Raw genomic sequence first — 20,982 nt, forward strand, 5'->3', positions numbered from 1 at the left:
CGGGCCCAATCAATGAACGGAGAACCCCGATGAAGGGAATCAGCCGCGGCCTCAAGGCCATCGGCATGCTGGCCGCCGCGACGGTCCTGTGCCTCGCTCACCCGGCGGCGGCCGAGTATCCGGAGCGGCCGATTCGGTTGATCGTGGCCTTCCCGCCGGGCGGTTCCACCGACTTGTCGGCGCGATCGCTCGCCAGCTTCCTGCAAAAGGAACTGGGCGAAGGCGTGAACGTAATGGTGGAGAACCGTCCCGGCGCCAGCGGCGAAATCGGCTTCACCGCGCTGGCCGAGGCCAAGCCCGACGGCTACACGATCGGTTTCATCAACTCCCCGAACGTGCTGACGATTCCGATCGAGCGGAAGCCCCGTTTTGATTGGCGTGCGTACGATCTTCTCGGAAACGTGATCGACGATCCCGGCAACTTCTCCGTCCACAAGGACAGCGAGATACAGCCCCTGGCCGATCTCGTCGCCTATGCCAAAGCCAATCCCTTCAAGGTGACCATCGGAACGTCGGGCGTCGGATCGGACGACCATCTGGCGGTGCTGGCGTTCCAGAGGATCGCTGGCGTGAAGCTGACGCACATTCCCTTCAAGGGCTCGGCCGATGTGCAGAACGCCGTGGCGGGCCGTCACATCATGGTCGGCGCGATCAACATCGGCGAGGCGATGGCGGCGCAGGCCGGCGGTGCGCCCGTGCGGAACCTCGGCCAGATGAGCGTCCAGCGCAGCGACGTCGCCCCAGACGTGCCGACATTCAAGGAGCAGGGGTTCGACATCGTGTTCAACTCCCTGCGGGGCGCCGCCGCGCCGAAGGGCCTGCCGGAGCCGATCCGCGAGCGTCTTGCCGCCGCCGTGGCGAAGGTCGCCGCCAATCCCGAGTTTCGGGCGAAAATGAAGGCGAGCTACGCGCCCATGTCGTTCCTTTCACCGGATGCCTTCGCCGCCGCTCTGAGCACCGGCGAGGATGGAATCCGGACGCTCTGGAAGGAAACCCCGTGGGTGGAAAAATAAGCGGGGCGGACCATCCATCGAGAACCATCCATTGATCAGGGGAAAGCGGTGTTCGCGGGCGTCAAGACGGTGGTGCGCTTCGACCTGTGGAGCGATCCGGCCATGGAGGAACGGTTCGGGCGCGAACCCGACATCGCCTTGACGACCTGCCGCCTCGCCGGCCCCGAAGGGGATGCCTGGGCCGCGCTGGGCGACGCGCACGTTTATCAGATCTCCGCCGCCCGGAACGAACTGCCGCGCCAGTGGCACGCCGGGGCCGACCTGCTTGAACACTGCCCCCGGCTGCTCTGCGTGTCGTCCTCGGGGGCGGGGTATGACACGGTCGATGTCGCGGCCTGCACGAAGGCCGGTGTGCTGGTCGTCAATCAGGCCGGCGGCAACGCCCAATCGGTCGCCGAGCACACCATCGGCCTGATGCTCGACCTGTCCAGGCGGATCAGCGAAAGCGACCGGCGGCTGCGCCGCGAACGCGGCTTCAAGCGCGAAGACGTCATGGGCCGCGAGATCAGCGGCAAGACCATCGGACTGGTCGGGATCGGCCATGTCGGACGGCGGGTCGCCGGGCTGGCGCACGCCTTCGGCATGACCGTCCTTGCCCACGACCCCCATCTGACCGGCGAGGAGATCGCCAGTCGCGGCGCGATCCCCGTGGCGATGAACGATCTGCTGGAACGGTCGGATGTCGTGTCGCTGCACTGCCCGCGCGACGAAGGCACGCTCGGGATGATGGACGCGGCGGCGTTCGCCCGGATGAAGACAGGCGCCGTCTTCATTTCCACGGCGCGCGGCGGCATCCATGACGAGGCCGCGCTGGCCGACGCCCTTCGGCGCGGGCACGTCGGCGGCGCCGGGCTCGATGTCTGGGACGAGGAACCGCCGCCGCTCGATCATCCGCTCCTCGCGCAGGACAACGTCGTCGCGACCTATCACACGGCCGGCGTGACGCCGGAGGCGCGGCGCAACATGTGGGCGCTCGCTGCGGAGCAGATCGTCGGCGTGCTCAAGGGCGAGAGGCCGCCGCGACTGATCAATCCCGAGGCTTGGCCGGCCTATGCCGACCGCTTCGAAGCGGTGATGGGATTTCGCCCGGAGACGAGCACCGTCGGGTATTAGCCGTCTAATCGCGCCCCAGCCCGTCAATCTTTTTCCGGCTCCATTCTTTTCCGGCTACTCTTTGCCTTCGGCGGACGGCAGCCCCACATGGGGATGCGATCACCACGAGGACCCGATGACCGACCATTCTTCCGACAATCCGTTCTTTGAAGCCTGGACCACGCCCTTCGGCCTCCCCCCGTTCGATCGCATCCGCCCGGAGCATTTCCCGCCGGCCTTCAACACGGCCATGGCCGAGAACGTCACGGAGATCGAGGCGATCACCGGCAACCCCGAAGCGCCGACCTTTGCCAACACCATCGAGGCGATGGAGCGCGCCGGCCGCGCTCTCGACCGTGTCGGCAACGTCTTCTTCAACCTGAACTCCAGCCACAGCAGCGACGAGCTGGAGGCCATCGCGCTCGACTACGCGCCGAAGTTCGCCCAGCATTCCATGCGCATCGCGCTGAACCCGGCGCTGTTCGCGCGGGTGGCCGACCTGTACGCGCGGCGCGACACGCTGGGCCTAGCCCCCGACCAGCTGCGGCTGCTGGAGCGGCATCATCTGGGCTTCGTGCGCAGCGGTGCCCTGCTGGCGCCGGAGCAAAAGGCCCGCATGAGCGAAATCACCGAGCGGCTGGCGACCCTGCACACGCTGTTCGGCCAGAACGTGCTGCACGACGAAAAGGACTGGCAGCTAATCCTGGAGGACTCCGACCTCGCCGGCCTTCCCGACTTCGCCCGTTCGGCGGCGGCGCAGGCGGCCCGGGAACGCGGGCTGGAGGGCAAGTACGTCATCACGCTCGCCCGCTCCTCGGTGGAGCCGTTCCTCACCTTCTCGGCGCGCCGCGACCTGCGGCGGATCGCCTACGAGGCCTGGACCAAGCGCGGCGAGCATGAGGGCGAGCACGACAACCGCCCGCTGATCCAGGAGATCGTGCGCCTGCGCGCCGAACAGGCGCGGCTGCTCGGCTACAAGACCTTCGCCGACTTCAAGCTTGACGACAGCATGGCGAAGCAGACCTCGGCGGTCGAACGCCTGCTGCTTCAGGTGTGGGAGCCAGCCAAGCGCAAGGCGGCGGCCGAACGCGCCGAGCTTCAGGAGGCCGCCCGCGCCGAGGGCATGAACGAAGCCATCGCACCGTGGGACTGGCGCTATTACGCGGAGAAGGTGCGGCAGGCCAAATACGACCTCGACGAGGCGGAGGTGAAGCCGTACTTCGTGCTGGACAACATGGTGCGCGCCGCCTTCGACAGCGCCAGCCGTCTGTTCGGTATCTCCTTCACCGAGCGGCCGGACCTGCCCGTCTATCACCCGGACGTCCGCGTCTACGAGGTTACGGAGAAGGACGGCGGCCGCCACGTCGGGCTGTTCCTGCACGACAATTTCGCCCGGTCGTCCAAACGCTCCGGCGCCTGGATGAGCAGCTACCGCGACCAGGAGAGCTTCGATGGCGAGGTCTCGCCGATCATCGTGAACAACAACAACTTCGCGAAGGGCGAGCCGACGTTGCTCAGCTTCGACGACGCGGAGACGCTGTTCCATGAATTCGGCCATGCCCTGCACGGCCTGCTCAGCCGCGTGCGCTACCCGTCGCAGTCCGGCACTTCGGTCCGCCGCGACTTCGTCGAGTTCCCATCGCAAGTGTACGAGCACTGGATGAGCGCGCCGGAAACCCTGCGCACCTACGCCCGCCACCACCGGACGAGCGAGCCGATCCCGGAAGACCTGCTGCGCCGCCTGCTGGCCGCCCGCAACTTCAATCAGGGCTTCGGCACGGTCGAATACACCGCCGCCGCCCTGCTGGATCTGGAGTTCCACACGCTCCCCGTTCCGGAAGGCGCCGGTCCGGAAGGGCTGGACGTGGGGGCCTTCGAACGCCGCGTGCTCGACAAGATCGGCATGCCGGAGGAAATCGCCGTGCGCCACCGCCCGACGCATTTCCAGCACCTGTTCGCCGGCAACGGCTACGCGGCGGGCTATTACGCCTATCTGTGGGCCGAGGTTCTGGACGCCGACGGGTTTGAGGCCTTCGCGGAGGCCGGCGACCTGTACCACCCGGACCTCGCCGCGCGTCTCAAGGACATCTATTCGGCCGGCGACACGCGCGACCCGATGGAGCTTTACACCGCCTTCCGGGGCCGCGAGCCGGGCATCCAGGCGCTGTTGAAGCATCGCGGGCTTGTGGACGCGTAAGGCGACCGCGGTTCGCGGCAGGCCCGGTCACGCCGCTGCGAACCGCCTCCCAACCGTCGCACCGAGGCGAAGCAAGCGCGGGACGATGGCCCGCACCAGCCAGGGGCGCAACGCCACGATGACGACGGGCAACGCCAGCAGGAACGCGGACAGCGCGCCGTGCGCCGCGTTCCCTACGGTCTCTTTGGCGAACTCCGTCATGGTCAGCAACGTTCCGGAGACGAAGCCTCCGACCTCCGCCACCACCTGAAGGGCGTCGAAGCCCCACAGCGGCGGTGTTCTGGACGTTCGCTCGGCCAGCTCCCTCAGCCGCGCGGCGAGCCGGTCGGCCGCGCCCGCGTCGAACAGCCCGCCGTCCACCGCGTCGCGCGGCAGGCTGACCAGCACGTCGCCATCGGGTTGAAGAAGCACATGCACCGGCGCCGTCCGCAGCCCGTCCCCGCCGCGATGAGCGAGCGGCACGCGCAGGACCAGCCGGCGCCCGCCCTGCGCGAAGAAGCGGAACAGGATGCCGATCCCGCGCCCCTTGCGCGGCAGAATCCCACCCGTTCCCGGCCGCAAGTGCCCGAGCGCCTGCATCACCGCTTCCTTGCGCCAGCGCCAAGCGTGCGGCGCGTCGTGCGTCAGAAGGCGGCGCGCCCGGCTACCCCGTGTCTCCCACCAGGGTGTTCACGGCTTTGCCGGCGAAGCGGCCCAGCGCATCGACCATGAAGCTCCAATAACGGAACGACACGTCCACCGCGTTCTTGTGCACGCCGATCAGCGTGTCGTTCGCCGGCGTTTCCCGGCCTCGCAGGATGCGGGTCACCACGTCGCCGTCGATCTGGATCGTGGATTGCATCACGATCACTTCCGTGCCCATGTCCCAGGCCTTGCGGACGATCACGATGTCGGCGGTCTTCAGGTCGGGCATGCGCCGGACCTCGTCGTCCATGTGGCGCAGGTAGGTGATGTGATCGAGGCTCCGCCGCCGCAGGATGTCGTTGATCTGGTCCGAATTGCGCTGAATGCGCATCAGGACCGGAAAATCCTCCGGCTGGATCAGGGCGGCGGCGGACAGGATGGCGGGATCGGCCCCCGGCTCTAGCGCCGCGCCGCGCGTGAGATCCTGCATCTGCCGCAGCCAACTCGCCACCTCGCGGATGGCGGCGAAGGTCTGCACGGTGGTGCCGCGCGCGGGGTCGTTCCCCGGCAGATCCTGGGCAAGAAAGGCGGGGCTGTAGCGGTCCGGCTTTTCCACCGCACCTTCGGCGGCCAGCGGCGCCATCCCCCACTGGAAGCTTTCCGACAGCTCGACCGCCCAGGGATACAGGCGCCGCTTGTCCCGGTCGCCGAACACGCCGATTTGGTCGCACAGGAACAGGTAATAGTCCTGCGCGATGTCGATCAGCGCATCCCCCGCCAGCGGCATCTTCTCGGCCGACATCCCGGACTTCAGCACCGTGTTGACTTCAAGCGTCAGCAGGTTGCGCGCGAGATCGACGAACTGGGACATCGGCCAACTCCGAACGGATGGGGGAGGGCGGGGCGATCCCGCTCTACTCGGAACGGCCGGCCAGCTGCACGGCAAGGTCGCGCACGGCCTTCAGATTCGTGCTGACGATCTCGTTGCTTTTGGTGACTTGGGCCAGATGGAAGTCCGACAGGTCCTTGTAGGCCGGGTTGGTCGCAAAATCGCGGCTGATCAGGTTCTCGATGTCGCCGGTGACCAGATTGACCTGGGTTTGGAAGGCGTCGATGGACGCGCCGCCCTTCGGGCGGAACAGGAAGGTCGGGCGGTCCGGATCGTCCTGGAAGGTCTCGACGTCGCTGACCACAGTCACGACGGTCAGGGTCGACAGCCGGTCCAGCTTGTCGGCGATCTTGTTGAGGAGCGAGTTGGCCTTGCCCTGCTCGTTCTGTTGCACGGCGGCGGTGCTGGGCGGCACGACGACCGGGGCGGGCAGGGCGTTCGGAGTGATGGAATCGGCGATGGTGTCGGACATGGCGGCGCCCCCGTGGACAGGAAGGGCGCAACTTTAGCAAAATTCCCGCAACAGTCGAGAGACAACGATGGCCCGCCCGCAATGGGAACAGACCGCCGCATCATGCATACGCAGGGAGCAAACCGGGCGCTCTCACTCTCCCAGCACGGCGTCGATGGCGTCGCGCAACGCCCGCAGTTCCCGCCGCTGCTCCTCGGCGAGAAGCCCGGCCTGTTGCAGGTCGCGGATCTTGGTGACGTTGCCGCGCAGCGCCCGCAGCACCGGTTCCACCGATGGAGAGGGCGAGGAGGCGTTCGCCTTGCGCTCCTGCTTCACCGCCCGCACGTCCTTGACGGTCAGGCCGGTCTTGGCCCGTTCCCACAGTGATTCCTGGGTCGCCGCGTCGCCCAGCTCCGCCAACTCCATCAGCAGCGAGGCAGAGACGTTCGGGTGGGCCGGCGCCTCCTCCCGGATCCGGGTCGGCAGGCGGAGGATGCCGAGCAGGCGGGCCACGTACTCTTGCGATTTGCCGATGAGAACGGCGGCCTGCTCCTGGATCAATCCCTTTTCGGCGATCAGCCGGTCGAGCGAAGCGGCCATTTCCAGCGGATGCAGATCGACCCGCTGCACGTTCTCGATCAGGGCCAGCGCCTGCACGTCGTCGGTGTCGATGATCAGCGCCGGAATCGTCGGACGGCCCAGCGCGTCGAAGGCCCAATAGCGCCGCTCGCCCGCCACGATCTGGAAACGGTCGGGCGCCACCTCGCGCACGTTGATCGGCTGCAACAGACCCTTCTGCGCGATGGAGGCGGCCAGCGCGCCGATGTCGGCCGTACGCGCGTTGCGGCGCGGCTGGTCGGGGTTCGGCTCGATCTGCGCCAGCGGGATCTCGCGGTAACGCATGCTGCTGGACAGGCCGAACAGCGCCGCGTTGCTTCCCCCGCCGGATCCTGTGCGGCTGATCGCCCGCTTGAACAGGCCGGCGTTGGAGGTGTCGAGCTTACGCGCCATGGCGCACCCCTTCCTTGGCGAGCGCCAGAAGCGCGTCGGCGATTTCCCGGAAACTCTCCGCCCCGGCGGAGTTCGCGTTGTAGGCCAGCCCCGGCTGCCCGGCCATCACGCTCTTGCTGTAGTCGGCGGCGCGCTTGACCGGCGAGAACAGGCGGATCTGCTCCGCCGTCGCCAACTCGCGCAGCTCGCCCATCACCGTCTCGTCCTGAAGGCGGCGCGGGCTGTACATGGTCGGAAGGATGCCCAGCACCTGAAGGCGCGGGTTCACCAGTTCGCGCACGCCGGCGATGGTTTCGAACAGCTGCGGGATGCCCATCATCGACAGCATTTCCGTCTGCGTCGGGATCAGCAGCTGGTCGGCCGCGTTCAGCACCGATACCGTCAATTCACCCAGATGCGGCGGGCAGTCGAGCACGACGAAATCATACTGACCGGCCAGCTGCGCGATCTTCGCCCGCAGGATCAGCGTGCCGTTCGGCTGCCGCAGAAGCTCCCGGTCCGTTGCGGCCAGCGAGATGGAGGAGGGCAGCAGGTCGAAGGCCCCGCCGCACACCGCCGTCACGAACTCCCGCATCGGGCGGGTGGATTTCAGCGCGTGGGTCAGGGTGGCCTTGGCCAGCTCCTTCTCGTGTGGATCGACGCCCAGATGCACCGTGGCGTTGGCCTGCGGATCGCAGTCGATCAGGACCACCCGGCAGCCGGATTCCGCAAGCAGCCACGCGACGTTGACGCAGGTCGTTGTCTTGGCGACGCCGCCCTTCTGGTTGGCGGCACAGAACACCACGGGGGCCGCCCGCACCGCTGCCGCCGGGATGCCCACCGGCTCCGTTCCATCCTTCAAAGCGGCGGCCACGATCTGCGGAATGCGCTCCGCCCCCGTTTCCCAGCGCGAGATCTTGGCGCGGTCGTAACGGCGGTTCAGCCGCTCGTTCAGCCAGCCGACCAGCGCCTGCTGGTTCATGCCGCGCTGTTCGCGGTAGCTGCGCAGCTCCTCGCCGGTCATCTCACGGGCCACGGGGTTCCCCCAATTTGGGTAACGACCCGTGCACCATCGGTCATGTTGATGGTGGTGTCAACTTCGGTGATGCACAGATGACGGCATCGGGGATGATGGTCGTGCTGCCCGGCGCGTACTCCTGCGATTCACCATCGCAAGAGTACGCGGCCGGTTCTTCTCATCCCAAGAGTACGAACTGGCGCTCCGGCACCGGCGGGCGCGAGGGGTGCAGAACCAAGCCCTGCTCGTCGATCGACACCTTCGCGTCCGGATAGACGGCCAAAGCGGCCTTCAACGCGTCCTGGAAGCGCGGCTTGAACTGGAAGACGTTCTTGTAGCCGGCCCCGAACTGGCCGTGCAGCGCCGTCCAGGTCACCGGAGTCGCCGCCCCCAGAACGTGCAGCCGGTAGGCCAGCCAGATGTAAATGTCGATGGCCATGCTCTTGTTGGAAATCAGCTTGATGGCCGGTTCCCACACCGGGACGGGATGCTCGCGCAGTGCCTTGAAGAAGCTGTCGCTGAGCCGCACTGTGTCCACCCACAGGCGGAGCTGCTGGTCTTCGTCCGAATCGTAAAGCTGGATGCCGCCTTTGACGATGGTGTCCTTGGCGAATTCGGACTTCTTGTTGCCCCGGTCCCAGATGAAGGTCAGGTTGCAGGCGGAAATGCGGTTCGCCTGCTCCTTCACGTCACGGTACGACTTGCCGCCGGTGGAGACGTTCATGCGCCCCATCCAGTCGCGCATCGAGGCGCCCAGCTCCACCTCAGGGCTTCCGGTCTGAATGGCGCGGGTCTGAAGGTACAGCAGGATGAGGCGCGCCCGGCTGCCGTAGGGCACGCCGAACAATTTCGTGCTGCCGTCGCCGTCCGGCAAGCGGCCGGGTTCGATCAGCAGCTTGACCTTGTGGCCAGACCGCTCCCAATGCTGCTCGTCGGGAAGCGCCTTGTGTGGCAGGCTGGTCAGGCAGAAGCCGGCGTAGGTGATGCCCAGCGCCTTGCTCTCGGTCGCCAGAGCCTCGGCCGCCAGATCGACGAAGGGACGTTCCTGTTCGGGGACCAGACGCCGGGCGTCGTTGACGCCATGTGTCCGGATCAGCTCATGCAACGTGCCCATGCCACTCTCCCATCATGCGGTCAGCAGTGTGGCGATTTTCCCGCCGTCGTTCAATTCGTACTCTTGAGAGCAGACCTAGTAGGTTAACTAGTAGATTCTCTATTAGTTGATTCATCACAAGAGTACGGGGGAAAAGCCGAGTCGGCCCGAGTCGTCTATCTCAGGAGTGCGCACCCCCATCCCAGGAGTACGAGGGACATCTCCACGGGCGCGGTACCGACTCATCACAAGAGTACGCGGATTCCGGCGAATCGGCCTTTCTTCGCTTTCCGGCATGGTACGCGATTCGGATTTCCAGGCCGATTCGGAGTCGCGGGCTGTCCAACCATCGCAAGAGTACGCAGCGCGAGCGTGGCGAGACCCCCAACCGTCGCCCATCCATCGCAAGAGTACGCATCTGATGCGCGTGTCCGAGGGAACACTTGGCTTCACAGCGTCTTTCATGGCTGGCCGAAGCCCGTTATGGTCCCGGTCCAGAAAACGCGAGGAGACCCATGGACGCCGATTCCATCCGCGCCGCCTATCGGCGGTACGCCCGTTTCTACGACCATGTGTTCGGAAACCTGCTGGCGTCCGGCCGGCACGCCGCCGTCGAATGGATCAACCGGCGTGGCGGCCTGCGGGTTCTGGAGGTGGGCGTGGGCACCGGCATTTCGCTGTCCGACTACCGCAAGGACAACCGCGTCACTGGCATCGACCTGTCCACCGACATGCTGAAGGTCGCGCAGGAGCGCGTGGAGCGCGAGCGGCTCGACAACGTCGAGGGGCTGCTGGAGATGGACGCCGGCAAGCTGGCCTTCGCCGACGGCAGCTTCGATCTGGTCGTCGCCATGTATGTGATGACCGTCGTCCCCGACCCGCAGGGCACCATGGCGGAGCTGGAACGGGTCTGCAAACCGGGCGGCGACATCCTGATCGTCAACCACTTCGCCGCCGACAAACCGGGCATCCGCCGCTCGGTCGAAGGCTGGATGGCGCCCTTCTCCAAGAAGCTCGGCTGGCGGCCGGACTTCACGCTCGACACGCTGATGTCGGGCTCCCGCCTGAAGGTGGAGGAGTTGCAGACCGTTCCCCCCTTCGGTCTGTTCAGCCTGCTCCACTGCCGCCGCGACGCCGACGCCCTGGCGTAACGGGAAGGGGCGTAACGGGAACCCAGCCGCAGCGCCGGAGTTTTCAAACCGTCGTTGAACGGATTTGAAAACTCCATGGCGGGGCTGTGCGCGATCATCGTGGCGTTGCTGCTGACGGCGTCCCCGGCTGTGGGGGCGACGGTCACGCTTGCGTGCAGCGGGCTGGGCATCGCTGCCGACCTCTGCCGCGACGGGGCGCAGGCCTGGGCCAGGAACACCGGGAACGAGGTCCGCTTCGTCTCCCCGCCGAAGGGTGCCGGGGAACAGCTGGCACTTTACCAGCAGCTTCTCGCCGCCGGTTCGGCGGACATCGACGTGTTCCAGATCGACGTGGTCTGGCCAGGCATCCTCGGCAACTACTTTGTCGATCTGAAGGACCATGTCGATCCGCAGATCCTCGACCGGCACCTGCCGGCCATGGTCGAGGCCGCGACCGTCAAGGGCCGGCTGGTCGGGCTGCCCTGGTTCGCCGATGTCGGCCTGCTCTACGTCCGCAAGGACCTGCTGGACGCGCACCATCGCCCGATCCCCGAGACCTGGGACGAGCTAGAGGACACCGCCGCCCTGATCCAGCGGGCGGAGCGCGCCGCCGGCAACGACCGGCTGTGGGGCTATGTCTGGCAGGGCCGGGCCTACGAGGGGCTGACCGTCAACGCCCTGGAATGGATCGCCAGCCGCAACGGCGGCACCATCGTCGATCCCGCCGGCACCATCACCATCGACAACCCCCGCGCCGCCGAGGCCCTAACCGCCGCTCACGCCTGGGTCGGGGCCATCAGCCCGCCGGGCGTCCTGAACTACATGGAGGAGGAGGCGCGCGGCGTCTTCCAGTCCGGCAACGCCGTCTTCATGCGCAACTGGCCCTATGCCTGGACGCTGGTGGACGGACCCGACAGCCCGGTGCGCGGCAAGGTCGCCGTGGCGCCATTGCCCAAGGGAGGAGCCGACGGCCGGCACGCCGCGACGCTCGGCGGGCAGATGCTGGCGGTCAGCAAATTCTCGGCGCACATTCCGGAGGCCGTAGACCTCGCCCGCCACCTGACCGATCTGGCCGAGCAGAAGCGCCGCGCCATCCACGGCGGCGCGAACCCGACCATCCCCAGCCTGTACGAGGATCCGGATGTCCTCGCCGCCAACCCCTTCCTGGGCGAACTAGCGAAGGCGGTCGGCAACACCGTCAACCGCCCCGCCCAGGCCACGGGCATGCGTTACAACCAAGTCTCGGCCGAGTTCTCCGCTACCGTCCACGAGATTCTCACCGGCCGGCGCGGCGCCAAGGAGGCGCTGGCCGACCTCGATCGCGCGCTGGTGCGCGTCAGCCGGGGCGGGCGATGGTGAGCGTGGGCGGACTCGCGCGGCAGCGCCGCCGCTCGGCGTGGCTGTTCTTGTTGCCCATGCTGGTGGTGCTGGCGGCGGTGGCCGGCTGGCCGTTGCTGCGGACGGTCTATTTCTCCTTTACCGACGCCACCCTCGCCACGCTGGATGCCTACCAGGGCGTGGGCTTCGACAACTACGTGTGGCTGCTGCGCGATCCGGTGTGGTGGCGGGCGGTCTGGAACACGGTGATCTTCACCGTCGTGTCGGTCGGCATCGAGACAGTGCTGGGCCTCGTCATCGCGCTGACGCTGAACGCGCATCTTCCGGGGCGCGGCATCCTGCGCGCCGCCGTGCTGATCCCCTGGGCCATACCGACCGTCGTCTCGGCGCAGATGTGGGGCTGGATGTTCCACGATCTGTATGGCGTGGTGAACGAGGCGCTGCTGGGGCTGGGCCTGATCGCGGAGCCGAAGGCCTGGACGGCGGATCCGAACCTCGCGCTGCCCGTCGTCATTGCCGTGGACGTGTGGAAGGCGACGCCCTTCATGGCGCTGCTGATCCTGGCAGCGCTCCAGATGCTTCCGCGCGAGCTGTACGAGGCGGCGCGGGTGGACGGTGTGCATCCGGTTAAGGTCTTCTTCCGGGTTACGCTACCGCTGATCCGCCCGGCGCTGATGGTGGCGATCCTGTTCCGCACGCTGGACGCGCTGCGCGTGTTCGACCTGATGTACGTCCTGACCGGCAACAGCCGCGCGACCATGTCCATGTCCGTCTACGCGCGCCAATACCTGATCGACTTCCAGGATGTGGGTTACGGCTCGGCGGCGGCGACCGTGCTGGTGATGGTCTTGGCGCTGGCGACGGTCGCGGCGATCACGCTGGGGCGGGTTCGGTTCGATCCGGGAGGCTGATCCATGCGTATCCGCCGTATTGCCGGCCGCGCCGGCCTCGCGCTCCTCGTGTTGAGCATCGTCGCCTACACCGTGTTTCCGTTCTATTGGGCCATCGTCACCTCACTGAAGGCCGGCAGCGCGCTATTCACGGTGGAGGCTTGGCCGACGCACCCATCCCTTGAGAATTACGAGGCCATCTTCCGGCAGCAGTCCTTCGGGCGGAACATCCTGAACTCGCTGGCCGTATCCGTATCGGTGGTGGCGCTGTCGCTGGGGCTGGCGGTCGCGGCGGCCTACGCACTGGGGCGGGTGCGGTTCTGGGGGCGGACGCTGCTGCTGCTGGTCGTGCTGGGCGTCTCCATGTTTCCGCAGGTGGCGGTGCTTTCCGGCCTGTTTGAGCTGATCCGCTGGCTCGGCCTCTACAACGGGATGGGGGCGCTGGCGCTGTCCTACATGATCTTCACGCTGCCCTTCACGGTGTGGATCCTGACCACCTTCATGCGCGAGCTGCCGAAGGAGCTGGAGGAGGCCGCCATGGTGGACGGCGCCTCGCCCTTCGTCATCGTGACGCGGGTGTTCCTGCCGCTGATGGGGCCGGCGCTGGCGGCGACGGGGCTGCTCGCCTTCATCGCCGCGTGGAACGAGTTCCTGTTCGCCCTGACCTTCACCCTGACCGACGAGGCGCGCACCGTCCCGGTTGCCATCGCGCTGATGTCCGGGGCCAGCCAGTACGAGCTTCCCTGGGGCCAGATCATGGCGGCCTCGGTCGTCGTGACGGTGCCGCTGATCGCCCTGGTGCTGGTCTTCCAGCGCCGCATCGTGTCCGGCCTGGCCGCCGGCGCCGTGAAGGGGTAGGGCATGGCCGGGGTCACCCTGCGCGGCGTGCGCAAGAGCTTCGGCCGGATCGAGGTCATCCACGGCGTGGACCTCGACGTGCGCGACGGGGAGTTCGTCGCCTTCGTGGGCCCAAGCGGCTGCGGCAAGTCGACCCTGCTGCGCCTGATCGCGGGCCTTGAGGATCTGAGCGCCGGGGATCTGTCCATCGACGGCGTGACCGTGAACGACCTGCCGCCCGCCGAGCGCGGCATCGCCATGGTGTTCCAGTCCTACGCGCTCTATCCGCACATGACGGCCTACGACAACATGGCCTTCGGCCTGACGCTGTCGCGGACATCCAAGGGGACGATTAACGAGCGTGTCCGCGCCGCCGCGCGCCTGCTCCAGATCGAGAATCTTCTCGACCGCAAGCCGCGCGACCTTTCCGGCGGTCAGCGCCAGCGCGTCGCCATCGGCCGCGCCATCGTGCGGGAGCCCAAGGTTTTCCTGTTCGACGAGCCCTTGTCCAACCTCGATGCGAGCCTGCGCGTGCAGATGCGCATGGAGATCGCCAAGCTGAAGGAGGATCTGCGCGCCACCATGATCTACGTGACCCACGATCAGGTCGAGGCGATGACGCTGGCCGACCGGATCGTGGTGCTGAACGCCGGCCGGGTGGAGCAGGTGGGCGCCCCGCTCGACCTCTATCACCGGCCGGTTAACCGATTCGTCGCCGGCTTCATCGGCTCCCCCGCCATGAATTTCCTGGAGGTGACCGCCGCGCCCGACGGTTCCATGATCCTGCCCGGCGGTCATGCCCTGCGTGTTCCGACGGAAGTTCTGCCCGCGCCCGGCACGCCGGTGACGCTCGGCGTCCGGCCGGAGCATGTCGGGGTGGGGGCCGAGGGCATGCCCGCCGCCATCCTGGCGGTGGAGCGGCTGGGCGGCGAAACCCATTGCCACGTTCAGCTTGAAGACGGCCAGCGCATGCTGGTGCGGCTCGACGGCGACGTGCCCGTGCAGGCGGGCGAAATCCTGCCGCTCGTCCTCGGTGGCGAGACCGTGCATCTGTTCGACGCCGACGGCCGGCGGCTGTGATGTCCTTGCGGGCTACGCCCATTCAGACATTGTCGGATGGGACCATCCGGCGCGATATCACGACTCCCGAAAGCGAGAGAGGGTGGCGGATGATGAAAAAGGCCTTCAGGCTGGCGGCGTGGCTGTGCGTCGCGATCATCGTCGCGCTTTCCCTGTTGCCCAGCGACAGCATGGCGCGGACCGGCGCCGACAGCCGGCTGGAGCACGCCATGGCCTACGCCGGCACAGCCTTCTTCGTCGGGCTTGGCTATCTGGAGGAGGAGCACTGGGCCATGCTGGCCGGCCTCATGGCCGCGCTGGCCGGAGCGATGGAGGTGTTGCAGTATTTTTCGCCTGGCCGGCATCCGGGTTTTGCGGATTTCGCGGCCAGTTCGCTCGGCGGCTTGGTCGGGCTGGCGGTCGCGTGGCGGGCGACCAAAATCAACGGCTTCAAGGGAAGCTTCAGGGCGTGACCGGCGTGAAGCCGCATGTCTGACGCCAGCTGTCTGAAGCGGGATGGTGGAAGGGGCTGGATTCGAACCAGCGTACGCTGACGCGGGCAGATTTACAGTCTGCTGCCTTTAACCACTCGGCCACCCTTCCATCGGGTCCCGGCGAAGCTTGGGCCCGGCCGGGGCGCGATATCTAGCGGGACCGCCGGCCCAGGTCAAGCACCTTCACGCATCGTCCGCATGAGGATTTTCCGCAACCACAGCGCACCGCGCGCCGTGGAAGCGCCCGGCCATGGCTTTGCGGCGGACTTCGTAAGTGGTATGAAGGAGAAAGCCGCCGGTTGTCGCGCGTGACGGGCATTTCGGAGAGCAGAAGCGGCGCGGCAGAGCCACCTGCTCCCAACTCAGAGTTGTTCATGGACGTTTTTGTCACAGCGTCAAAGTATTCGGTCGGCGAAAAACTCCACCACGGCGCCCTGGTGAGCGTCTATCGCGGCGCGCGGGTGGAAGACGGCCTGCCGGTCGTGCTGAAGCGTCTGGAGCGTCCCCGTCCCAATTCCTCCGACGTGCCGCGCTTCCGGCACGAGTACGCGCTCGCCCGCGCGCTGGCGAGCCATGGCATCGTCGAGATGCTGGAACTGTACGAGGGGCGCGACGGCCCGACGCTTGTCATGCGCGACCATGGCGGCAAGAGCCTGGACCGCCTTCTGCGGGACGAACGGCCGACCCTGCTGGAATCGCTGCGCATCGCGGCGTCTGCCGCCGCCGCGCTGGGGTCCGTCCACGCGCGCGACGTCATCCACAAGGACGTCACCCCGGCCAACATCGTGTGGAACCGCGCCACAGGCGTGGTCGAGCTGATCGACTTCGGCATCGCCGCCGAATTGGCGCGCGAGACGGCCAGCGCCGGCGCGCAGGTGTTCGAAGGGACGCTGGCTTACATCGCGCCCGAACAGACCGGGCGTATGAACCGCAGCATCGACTGGCGCGCCGACTTCTATGGCCTCGGTGCCACGCTCTACGAACTGCTGACCGGCCGCGTGCCCTTCGAGGGCGACGACACGCTGGCCGTGGTGCACGGCCACATCGCCCGCGCGCCCGTCCCGCCGCACAGCCTGAACCCGTCCATCCCGCAGCCCGTTTCCGCCCTCGTCCTCAAGCTGCTCGCCAAGGATCCGGAGGACCGCTACCAGAGCGCCCACGGCCTGCTGGCCGACCTTGGCGCCTGCATCGCAGCGCTGGAGGCCGGGCGGCCCGTGCCCGCCTTCCCGCTGGGCAGCGAGGACCGCAGCGAGCGCTTCCGCATCCCCGAACGACTCTATGGGCGGGAGGAACAGGCCGCCCGCCTGCTGACCGCCTATGAGCGGGTCTGCGTCGGCCATGCCGAGCTGCTGCTGGTCGCCGGCCAGCCGGGCATCGGCAAATCCGCCTTGGTGCATGAGGTGCACAAGCCCATGGCCGCCAAGCGCGGCCACCTCGTGGAAGGCAAGTTCGACCAGTTCAACCGCTCCGTCCCCTTCGCGGCGCTGATCCAGGCCTTCGACCAGCTGGCCCGCCGCCTGCTGGCCGAACCCGAAGCGGTGCTGGAGGAGCGCCGCGCCGCGCTGGCCCAGGCGGTCGGCGGCAACGGCGCGCTGATCACCGAGCTGATCCCCGCCTTCGCGCTGATCCTCGGCGACCAGCCAGCGGTGCCGCGCTTGGGGCCGGCGGAAAGCGAGTTGCGCTTCCAGCTGACCTTCCAGAATTTCGTGATGGCGCTGGCCACGCCTGACCGGCCGCTGGTGCTATTCCTGGACGACCTGCAATGGGCCGACCGCCCGTCGCTGGACCTGCTGGCGAAGCTGGTCGGCGACCCGGAAATGCGCCACCTGCTGGTGATCGGCGCCTACCGCGACGGCGAGGTTCCCACCGGCCATCCGCTGAACAAGGCGGTGGAGGCCGTGCTGGTCGCCGGCGGCGCGGTCGAGACGATGACCATCGGCCCGCTGGAGGCCGAGGCGGTGTGCGGTCTGGTCGCCGAGACCCTGCGCGTCGATGAGGCCGAGGCCCGGCCGCTGGCCGAGATCTGCCGGACGAAGACCGAGGGCAACCCCTTCTTCCTGGCCCAGTTCCTGCTCTCTCTCCATCAGGACGGGCTGATCGAATTCGACCGCGCGGCCGGGGCGTGGCGCTGGGACCGGGAAGCGGTGTCCGGCCACGCCAGCACCGCCAACGTGGTCGAGCTGATGGTCGGCAAGCTGCAACGCCTGCCGGAGGCGACGCAGCGCGCGCTCAGCGTTGCGGCCTGCGTCGGTAACCGCTTCGACCTCAACACCCTGTCGGTCGCGGCCGATCTGCCGCCGGCCACGCTGGTCGGCGCCCTGTGGCCCGCGCTAAGGGAAGAGTTGGTGGTGCCGGTGGACGCCGCCTACCGCTACATGGCGCAGGTTTCTGGCGACCCGTCGGAGGACGAGACGGCCAGGGCGACGCTCGCCGCCGGCTATCGCTTCCTGCACGACCGCGTGCAGCAGGCCGCCTACGCCCTGATCCCGGAGGCCGAACGCGCGGCCACCCACCGGACCATCGGCCGGCTGATGCTGGCGCGCGCCGACGCAGGCACCCGGCACGAACGGCTGTTCGACATCCTCGGCCACATCAACCAGGGCCGCGCGCTGATTGAGGACGCGGCCGAACGCCGCTCCGTCGCCCGCTTGAACCTGGAGGCCGCGCGGCGCGCCAACGAATCCGCCGCCTTCGAACCGGCGGTCGAATACGCGGAAACCGGTATCGCGCTGCTGGGCGAGGACGGCTGGGCCAGCGACTATGCCCTGGCGCTGGACCTGCACGAGGTGGCGTTGCAGGCGGCCAGCGTCGGCAGCGACTACGCCAAGGTGGACCAGCTGGCCGGCCTCGTCACCCGGCGGGCGCGCACGCCGACCGACGCCGCCCGCACCCAGATCCTGCACATGAGCAGCCTGATGGCGCGCGGTGACCTCGTCGGGGCCATCGACGTCGGCTACGCGGCGGCGCGCATGCTGAACATCCGCTTGCTGAAGCAGCGCGGACCGCTGGGCGGGGTGAAGCTGCTGCTGCAGGGCTGGTGGGCGATGCTGCGGCACGACCATTTTCCGCCGCCCCCGCCTAAGGACGCCGTCCTGGCCCACTGGACCAGCGAGGTGCTGTCGGTCCTGCTGACCGCCGCCTTCGTCGCCAAGCGGGAACTGTGGCTGCCCAACGCCGTCCGCCACATCGAGGCGGGTCTGGCGAGCGGCACGCCGATCGAGTTGGCGTCCGCCTACACCGGCTGGCTGACGCTGATGAGCGTGGTCGGCAGGCACAAGTCCGCCGTGTCCTGGACGCGCCGCGTGGTGGACCTCGCCGCCGGCATCGACCACCAGAAGATGCCGCGGGCGATGTATTTCTGCCTGTATTTCGGCCGCCACTGGACCGAGCCGATGACCGCCGTGCGCACCGCCTTCATGGAGACCTACGACGGCTCCTTGGCGGTCGGTGACGGCGAGAGCGCCGGCTACGCGCTGTCCTCCTGGCTGCGGCTCGGCTGGCACATGGGCGTGGACCTGTCGCGGCTGGAGACCGAAGCCCAGGACGCGCAACGCCGCTTCGTGCGCATCGGCTCCAACTTCTATGGCCCGCAGGTCTCGGTGGTGTCGCAGATGGTGGAGAACCTGCGGCGCGGCGCGCCCGCCAAGGACTTCGCCCGAGACTTCGCCCCTTGGCGCTTCACCGGCCAGCATGTGGACGAGGACAAGGTGCTGGCCGACTATCGGGCGTCGGGCAATTCCGTGTCCACCAACGTCGTTCTGCTGCTGAAGCTTCAGGTCGCCCGGCTGTTCGGGCAGGTGGAGGAGTGCCGCGCCGTTCTGGAGGCGATGGCGCCGACCGCCAGGATCATGAACGGCACCTACCAGCAGGCCATCCTGCTGTTCGAACGCGCGCTGGTGGACGGCATGGGGCCGCTGCCGACCCGCGCGGAACGGCGCAAGGCCGCCCAGCGCATCGCCCCGGCTGTCCGCTGGTTCCGCAAGGTCGCGGCCATTGGCCCGGCCAACCACCGCCACCGGCTGCTGCTGGTCGAAGCGGAATGGCTGCGCCTGCGCGATCGCCCGGCCGAGGCCGCCCAGACCTATGACCTCGCCATCACCGCCGCGCTGGAGGCCGGCTTCATCCAGGACGCCGCCACCGCCGCCGAGCGCGCCGCCGACTTCTTCGCGGAGCGAGGACGGGACGCGCTCGCGCGCTTCTACCGCACCCGCGCCCGCGACACCTATCGCCGGTGGGAGGCCTGGGCCAAGGTCGCGGAGATGGAGCGCCGCTTTCCCGAGATCGCCGCCGCCCCGGTGATGGTGCGCGGCACGGCCCAGACGGCATCGAGCACCGACCGCCTCACCGGCAACGCCCTGGACGTGGAGGCCGTGTTCAAGGCCGCCCAGGTCATCTCCGGCGAAATCCACCGCGAGGCGCTGCTGGAAAAGATGCTGCGCACCGTGTTCGAGGTGGCCGGCGCCCAGCGCGGCAATCTGCTGCTGACCGGGCCGGACGGCCAGCTTCTGCTGGCGGCGGAGGGCGACGCGACGACCGACCGCTTTGCGGCGCTGCCGGGCCTTCCCCTCGACGCGCCGGCCGAGAACGGAGGGGCTGGGGATGGGGGGCCGCGCCTGCCGGCCACCGTCGTCGCCTACGCCGCCCGCGTGCAGGAGCCGGTGGTGCTGTCCGACGCCGCCCGCGATCCGCGCTTTTCCGAGGACCCCTACATCAAGGCGCGCGGGCCGAAGTCCCTGCTGTGCCTGCCGCTGTCCCGCCAGGGGGCGCTGGTCGGCGTGCTCTATCTGGAGAACAACCTCGCCACCAACGCCTTCGTGGACCAGCGGCTGGAGGCGCCCCGGCTGCTGACGGCGCAGATCGCCATTTCGCTGGAGAACGCGCGTCTGTACGACGAGCTGGCCGACTTCAGCCGCAGCCTGGAAGCCCAGGTCGCCGACCGCACCCGCGCGCTCAGCGAGCAATCGGAGGTGCTGCGCGGCACGCTGGACGAGGTGCGCGCCGCTCATGTCCAGCTTCAGGAAACCCAGGAACAGCTGGTCCAGGCGGAGAAGATGGCGGCGCTGGGCCAGTTGGTCGCCGGCGTGGCGCACGAGATCAACACGCCGCTGGGCGTGGCGCTGACCACCGCCTCCCACATCGCCGACGAGACCGGGCGGATGCGCGATGCGGTCCGGGTCGGCAAGTTGAAGCGCTCCGACTTCGAAAACTACGCCGATGCGATGCAGGAGACCGCTGGGCTCCTCCTTTCCAACTTGGCCCGCGCCGCCGACCTCGTGCAGGGGTTCAAGCAGGTCGCTGCCGACCAGACCAGCGACGAACGCCGCCTCTTCACGCTGGACGACTGGATCGGCGATCTGGTCGCCAGCCTGCGCCCCATGTGGCACAAGCCCGGCCACACGCTGAGCGTGGCCTGTCCGGAGGGGATCCTTCTCGACAATTATCCAGGCGCGCTGGCGCAGATCCTGACGAACCTCGTCTCCAACTCCCTGGTGCACGGCTACGAGCCGGAGCGGGTCGGGCATCTGCGCATCGCCGTCAGTGAGCCGGATCCGGGCAACGTGGAACTCGTCTACACCGACGATGGTCTGGGCATCGCCCCGGAAAACCTGCCCACCATCTTCGACCCCTTCTTCACCACCCGCCGAGCCCACGGCAGCACGGGGCTCGGCCTGCACATCGTGTACAACCTCGTGGTCCAGCGGCTCGGCGGCACCATCAAGGTGGGCAGTGCGCTTGGTTCCGGCGTGCGCTTCACCCTGCGTTTCCCCAAGGTGGCGCCGTAGGAAAGCGGGCGCTGCCCTGGGGATAACATTGATCCTACCTAAAATATGTATACGAATGATGACAGAAGAGACGGATCAAGCCAC

Annotated in this window: 16 protein-coding genes and 1 tRNA gene; 10 read left to right on the forward strand and 7 right to left on the reverse strand. The window is 67.9% G+C overall.

Features of this window, described 5'->3' with window-relative positions:
* The first annotated feature begins 29 nt into the window (after positions 1-29).
* From J2852_RS24875 to J2852_RS24885, 3 genes are all read left to right on the forward strand, one after another.
* Positions 30-1,013: a tripartite tricarboxylate transporter substrate binding protein gene (locus J2852_RS24875; RefSeq protein WP_209880875.1), complete on the forward strand. Its 984-nt coding sequence runs from the start codon at positions 30-32 to the stop codon at positions 1,011-1,013.
* 48 nt (positions 1,014-1,061) lie between these two features.
* Positions 1,062-2,126, forward strand: a complete 1,065-nt coding sequence (locus J2852_RS24880) for a hydroxyacid dehydrogenase (protein WP_343206815.1) — start codon at positions 1,062-1,064, stop codon at positions 2,124-2,126.
* 115 nt (positions 2,127-2,241) lie between these two features.
* On the forward strand, positions 2,242-4,302 hold the full coding sequence (locus tag J2852_RS24885; protein ID WP_209880876.1) for a M3 family metallopeptidase: 2,061 nt from the start codon (positions 2,242-2,244) through the stop codon (positions 4,300-4,302).
* 27 nt (positions 4,303-4,329) lie between these two features.
* Here J2852_RS24885 and J2852_RS24890 read toward each other — a convergent pair whose 3' ends face one another.
* The 6 genes from J2852_RS24890 to J2852_RS24915 form a co-directional block, all read right to left on the reverse strand.
* Positions 4,330-4,881: a hypothetical protein gene (locus tag J2852_RS24890; protein ID WP_209880878.1), complete on the reverse strand. Its 552-nt coding sequence runs from the start codon at positions 4,879-4,881 to the stop codon at positions 4,330-4,332.
* Between the two features lie 64 nt (positions 4,882-4,945).
* The gene (locus J2852_RS24895; protein ID WP_209880880.1) at positions 4,946-5,797 is read right to left on the reverse strand and encodes a hypothetical protein; all 852 of its coding nucleotides are present in this window, start codon (positions 5,795-5,797) and stop codon (positions 4,946-4,948) included.
* A 43-nt stretch (positions 5,798-5,840) separates the two neighbouring features.
* On the reverse strand, positions 5,841-6,287 hold the full coding sequence (locus J2852_RS24900; RefSeq protein WP_209880882.1) for a hypothetical protein: 447 nt from the start codon (positions 6,285-6,287) through the stop codon (positions 5,841-5,843).
* Between the two features lie 132 nt (positions 6,288-6,419).
* On the reverse strand, positions 6,420-7,277 hold the full coding sequence (locus J2852_RS24905; RefSeq protein ID WP_209880884.1) for a ParB/RepB/Spo0J family partition protein: 858 nt from the start codon (positions 7,275-7,277) through the stop codon (positions 6,420-6,422).
* On the reverse strand, positions 7,267-8,292 hold the full coding sequence (locus tag J2852_RS24910) for an AAA family ATPase (protein WP_209880886.1): 1,026 nt from the start codon (positions 8,290-8,292) through the stop codon (positions 7,267-7,269). Before J2852_RS24910 ends, J2852_RS24905 begins: the two co-directional genes overlap by 11 nt.
* A gap of 160 nt (positions 8,293-8,452) precedes the next feature.
* Positions 8,453-9,388, reverse strand: coding sequence for a replication protein RepA (locus tag J2852_RS24915; RefSeq protein WP_209880888.1), 936 nt, complete (start codon positions 9,386-9,388; stop codon positions 8,453-8,455).
* A gap of 494 nt (positions 9,389-9,882) precedes the next feature.
* Here J2852_RS24915 and J2852_RS24920 point away from each other — a divergent pair, with 494 nt between their 5' ends.
* The 6 genes from J2852_RS24920 to J2852_RS24945 all read left to right on the forward strand — a co-directional run bounded on the left by J2852_RS24920 (position 9,883) and on the right by J2852_RS24945 (position 15,094).
* The gene (locus tag J2852_RS24920) at positions 9,883-10,518 is read left to right on the forward strand and encodes a class I SAM-dependent methyltransferase (RefSeq protein ID WP_209880890.1); all 636 of its coding nucleotides are present in this window, start codon (positions 9,883-9,885) and stop codon (positions 10,516-10,518) included.
* 75 nt (positions 10,519-10,593) lie between these two features.
* On the forward strand, positions 10,594-11,856 hold the full coding sequence (locus J2852_RS24925) for an ABC transporter substrate-binding protein (RefSeq protein WP_209880891.1): 1,263 nt from the start codon (positions 10,594-10,596) through the stop codon (positions 11,854-11,856).
* On the forward strand, positions 11,850-12,746 hold the full coding sequence (locus J2852_RS24930; RefSeq protein WP_209880893.1) for a carbohydrate ABC transporter permease: 897 nt from the start codon (positions 11,850-11,852) through the stop codon (positions 12,744-12,746). Before J2852_RS24925 ends, J2852_RS24930 begins: the two co-directional genes overlap by 7 nt.
* 3 nt (positions 12,747-12,749) lie before the next feature.
* The gene (locus J2852_RS24935; RefSeq protein ID WP_209880895.1) at positions 12,750-13,583 is read left to right on the forward strand and encodes a carbohydrate ABC transporter permease; all 834 of its coding nucleotides are present in this window, start codon (positions 12,750-12,752) and stop codon (positions 13,581-13,583) included.
* Positions 13,584-13,586: 3 nt separating this feature from the next.
* Positions 13,587-14,642: an ABC transporter ATP-binding protein gene (locus tag J2852_RS24940; RefSeq protein WP_209880897.1), complete on the forward strand. Its 1,056-nt coding sequence runs from the start codon at positions 13,587-13,589 to the stop codon at positions 14,640-14,642.
* Between the two features lie 89 nt (positions 14,643-14,731).
* A complete protein-coding gene (locus J2852_RS24945) occupies positions 14,732-15,094 on the forward strand; it encodes a VanZ family protein (protein ID WP_209880899.1) in 363 nt (120 codons plus the stop codon).
* Between the two features lie 44 nt (positions 15,095-15,138).
* Here the strand turns inward: J2852_RS24945 and J2852_RS24950 are convergent.
* A tRNA-Tyr gene (locus J2852_RS24950) sits at positions 15,139-15,224 on the reverse strand.
* A 265-nt stretch (positions 15,225-15,489) separates the two neighbouring features.
* On the opposite strand from J2852_RS24950, the gene J2852_RS24955 reads away from it, so the two are divergent.
* Entirely contained in the window at positions 15,490-20,898 is a 5,409-nt protein-coding gene (locus J2852_RS24955) for a trifunctional serine/threonine-protein kinase/ATP-binding protein/sensor histidine kinase (protein ID WP_209880900.1), read from the forward strand.
* Positions 20,899-20,982: the final 84 nt, after the last annotated feature.

The sequence above is a fragment of the Azospirillum soli genome, from assembly GCF_017876165.1.
GTDB lineage: Bacteria > Pseudomonadota > Alphaproteobacteria > Azospirillales > Azospirillaceae > Azospirillum > Azospirillum soli.

Bases quoted from the DNA above. Each gene is read 5' to 3' on its own strand.
- J2852_RS24875 (WP_209880875.1), top strand. From the start codon at position 30: ATGAAGGGAATCAGCCGCGGCCTCAAGGCCATCGGCATGCTGGCCGCC.
- J2852_RS24890 (WP_209880878.1), bottom strand. From the start codon at position 4,881: ATGCAGGCGCTCGGGCACTTGCGGCCGGGAACGGGTGGGATTCTGCCG.
- J2852_RS24940 (WP_209880897.1), top strand. From the start codon at position 13,587: ATGGCCGGGGTCACCCTGCGCGGCGTGCGCAAGAGCTTCGGCCGGATC.
- J2852_RS24900 (WP_209880882.1), bottom strand. From the start codon at position 6,287: ATGTCCGACACCATCGCCGATTCCATCACTCCGAACGCCCTGCCCGCC.
- J2852_RS24915 (WP_209880888.1), bottom strand. From the start codon at position 9,388: ATGGGCACGTTGCATGAGCTGATCCGGACACATGGCGTCAACGACGCC.
- J2852_RS24905 (WP_209880884.1), bottom strand. From the start codon at position 7,277: ATGGCGCGTAAGCTCGACACCTCCAACGCCGGCCTGTTCAAGCGGGCG.
- J2852_RS24955 (WP_209880900.1), top strand. From the start codon at position 15,490: ATGGACGTTTTTGTCACAGCGTCAAAGTATTCGGTCGGCGAAAAACTC.
- J2852_RS24895 (WP_209880880.1), bottom strand. From the start codon at position 5,797: ATGTCCCAGTTCGTCGATCTCGCGCGCAACCTGCTGACGCTTGAAGTC.
- J2852_RS24930 (WP_209880893.1), top strand. From the start codon at position 11,850: ATGGTGAGCGTGGGCGGACTCGCGCGGCAGCGCCGCCGCTCGGCGTGG.
- J2852_RS24885 (WP_209880876.1), top strand. From the start codon at position 2,242: ATGACCGACCATTCTTCCGACAATCCGTTCTTTGAAGCCTGGACCACG.
- J2852_RS24945 (WP_209880899.1), top strand. From the start codon at position 14,732: ATGATGAAAAAGGCCTTCAGGCTGGCGGCGTGGCTGTGCGTCGCGATC.
- J2852_RS24925 (WP_209880891.1), top strand. From the start codon at position 10,594: ATGGCGGGGCTGTGCGCGATCATCGTGGCGTTGCTGCTGACGGCGTCC.
- J2852_RS24920 (WP_209880890.1), top strand. From the start codon at position 9,883: ATGGACGCCGATTCCATCCGCGCCGCCTATCGGCGGTACGCCCGTTTC.
- J2852_RS24935 (WP_209880895.1), top strand. From the start codon at position 12,750: ATGCGTATCCGCCGTATTGCCGGCCGCGCCGGCCTCGCGCTCCTCGTG.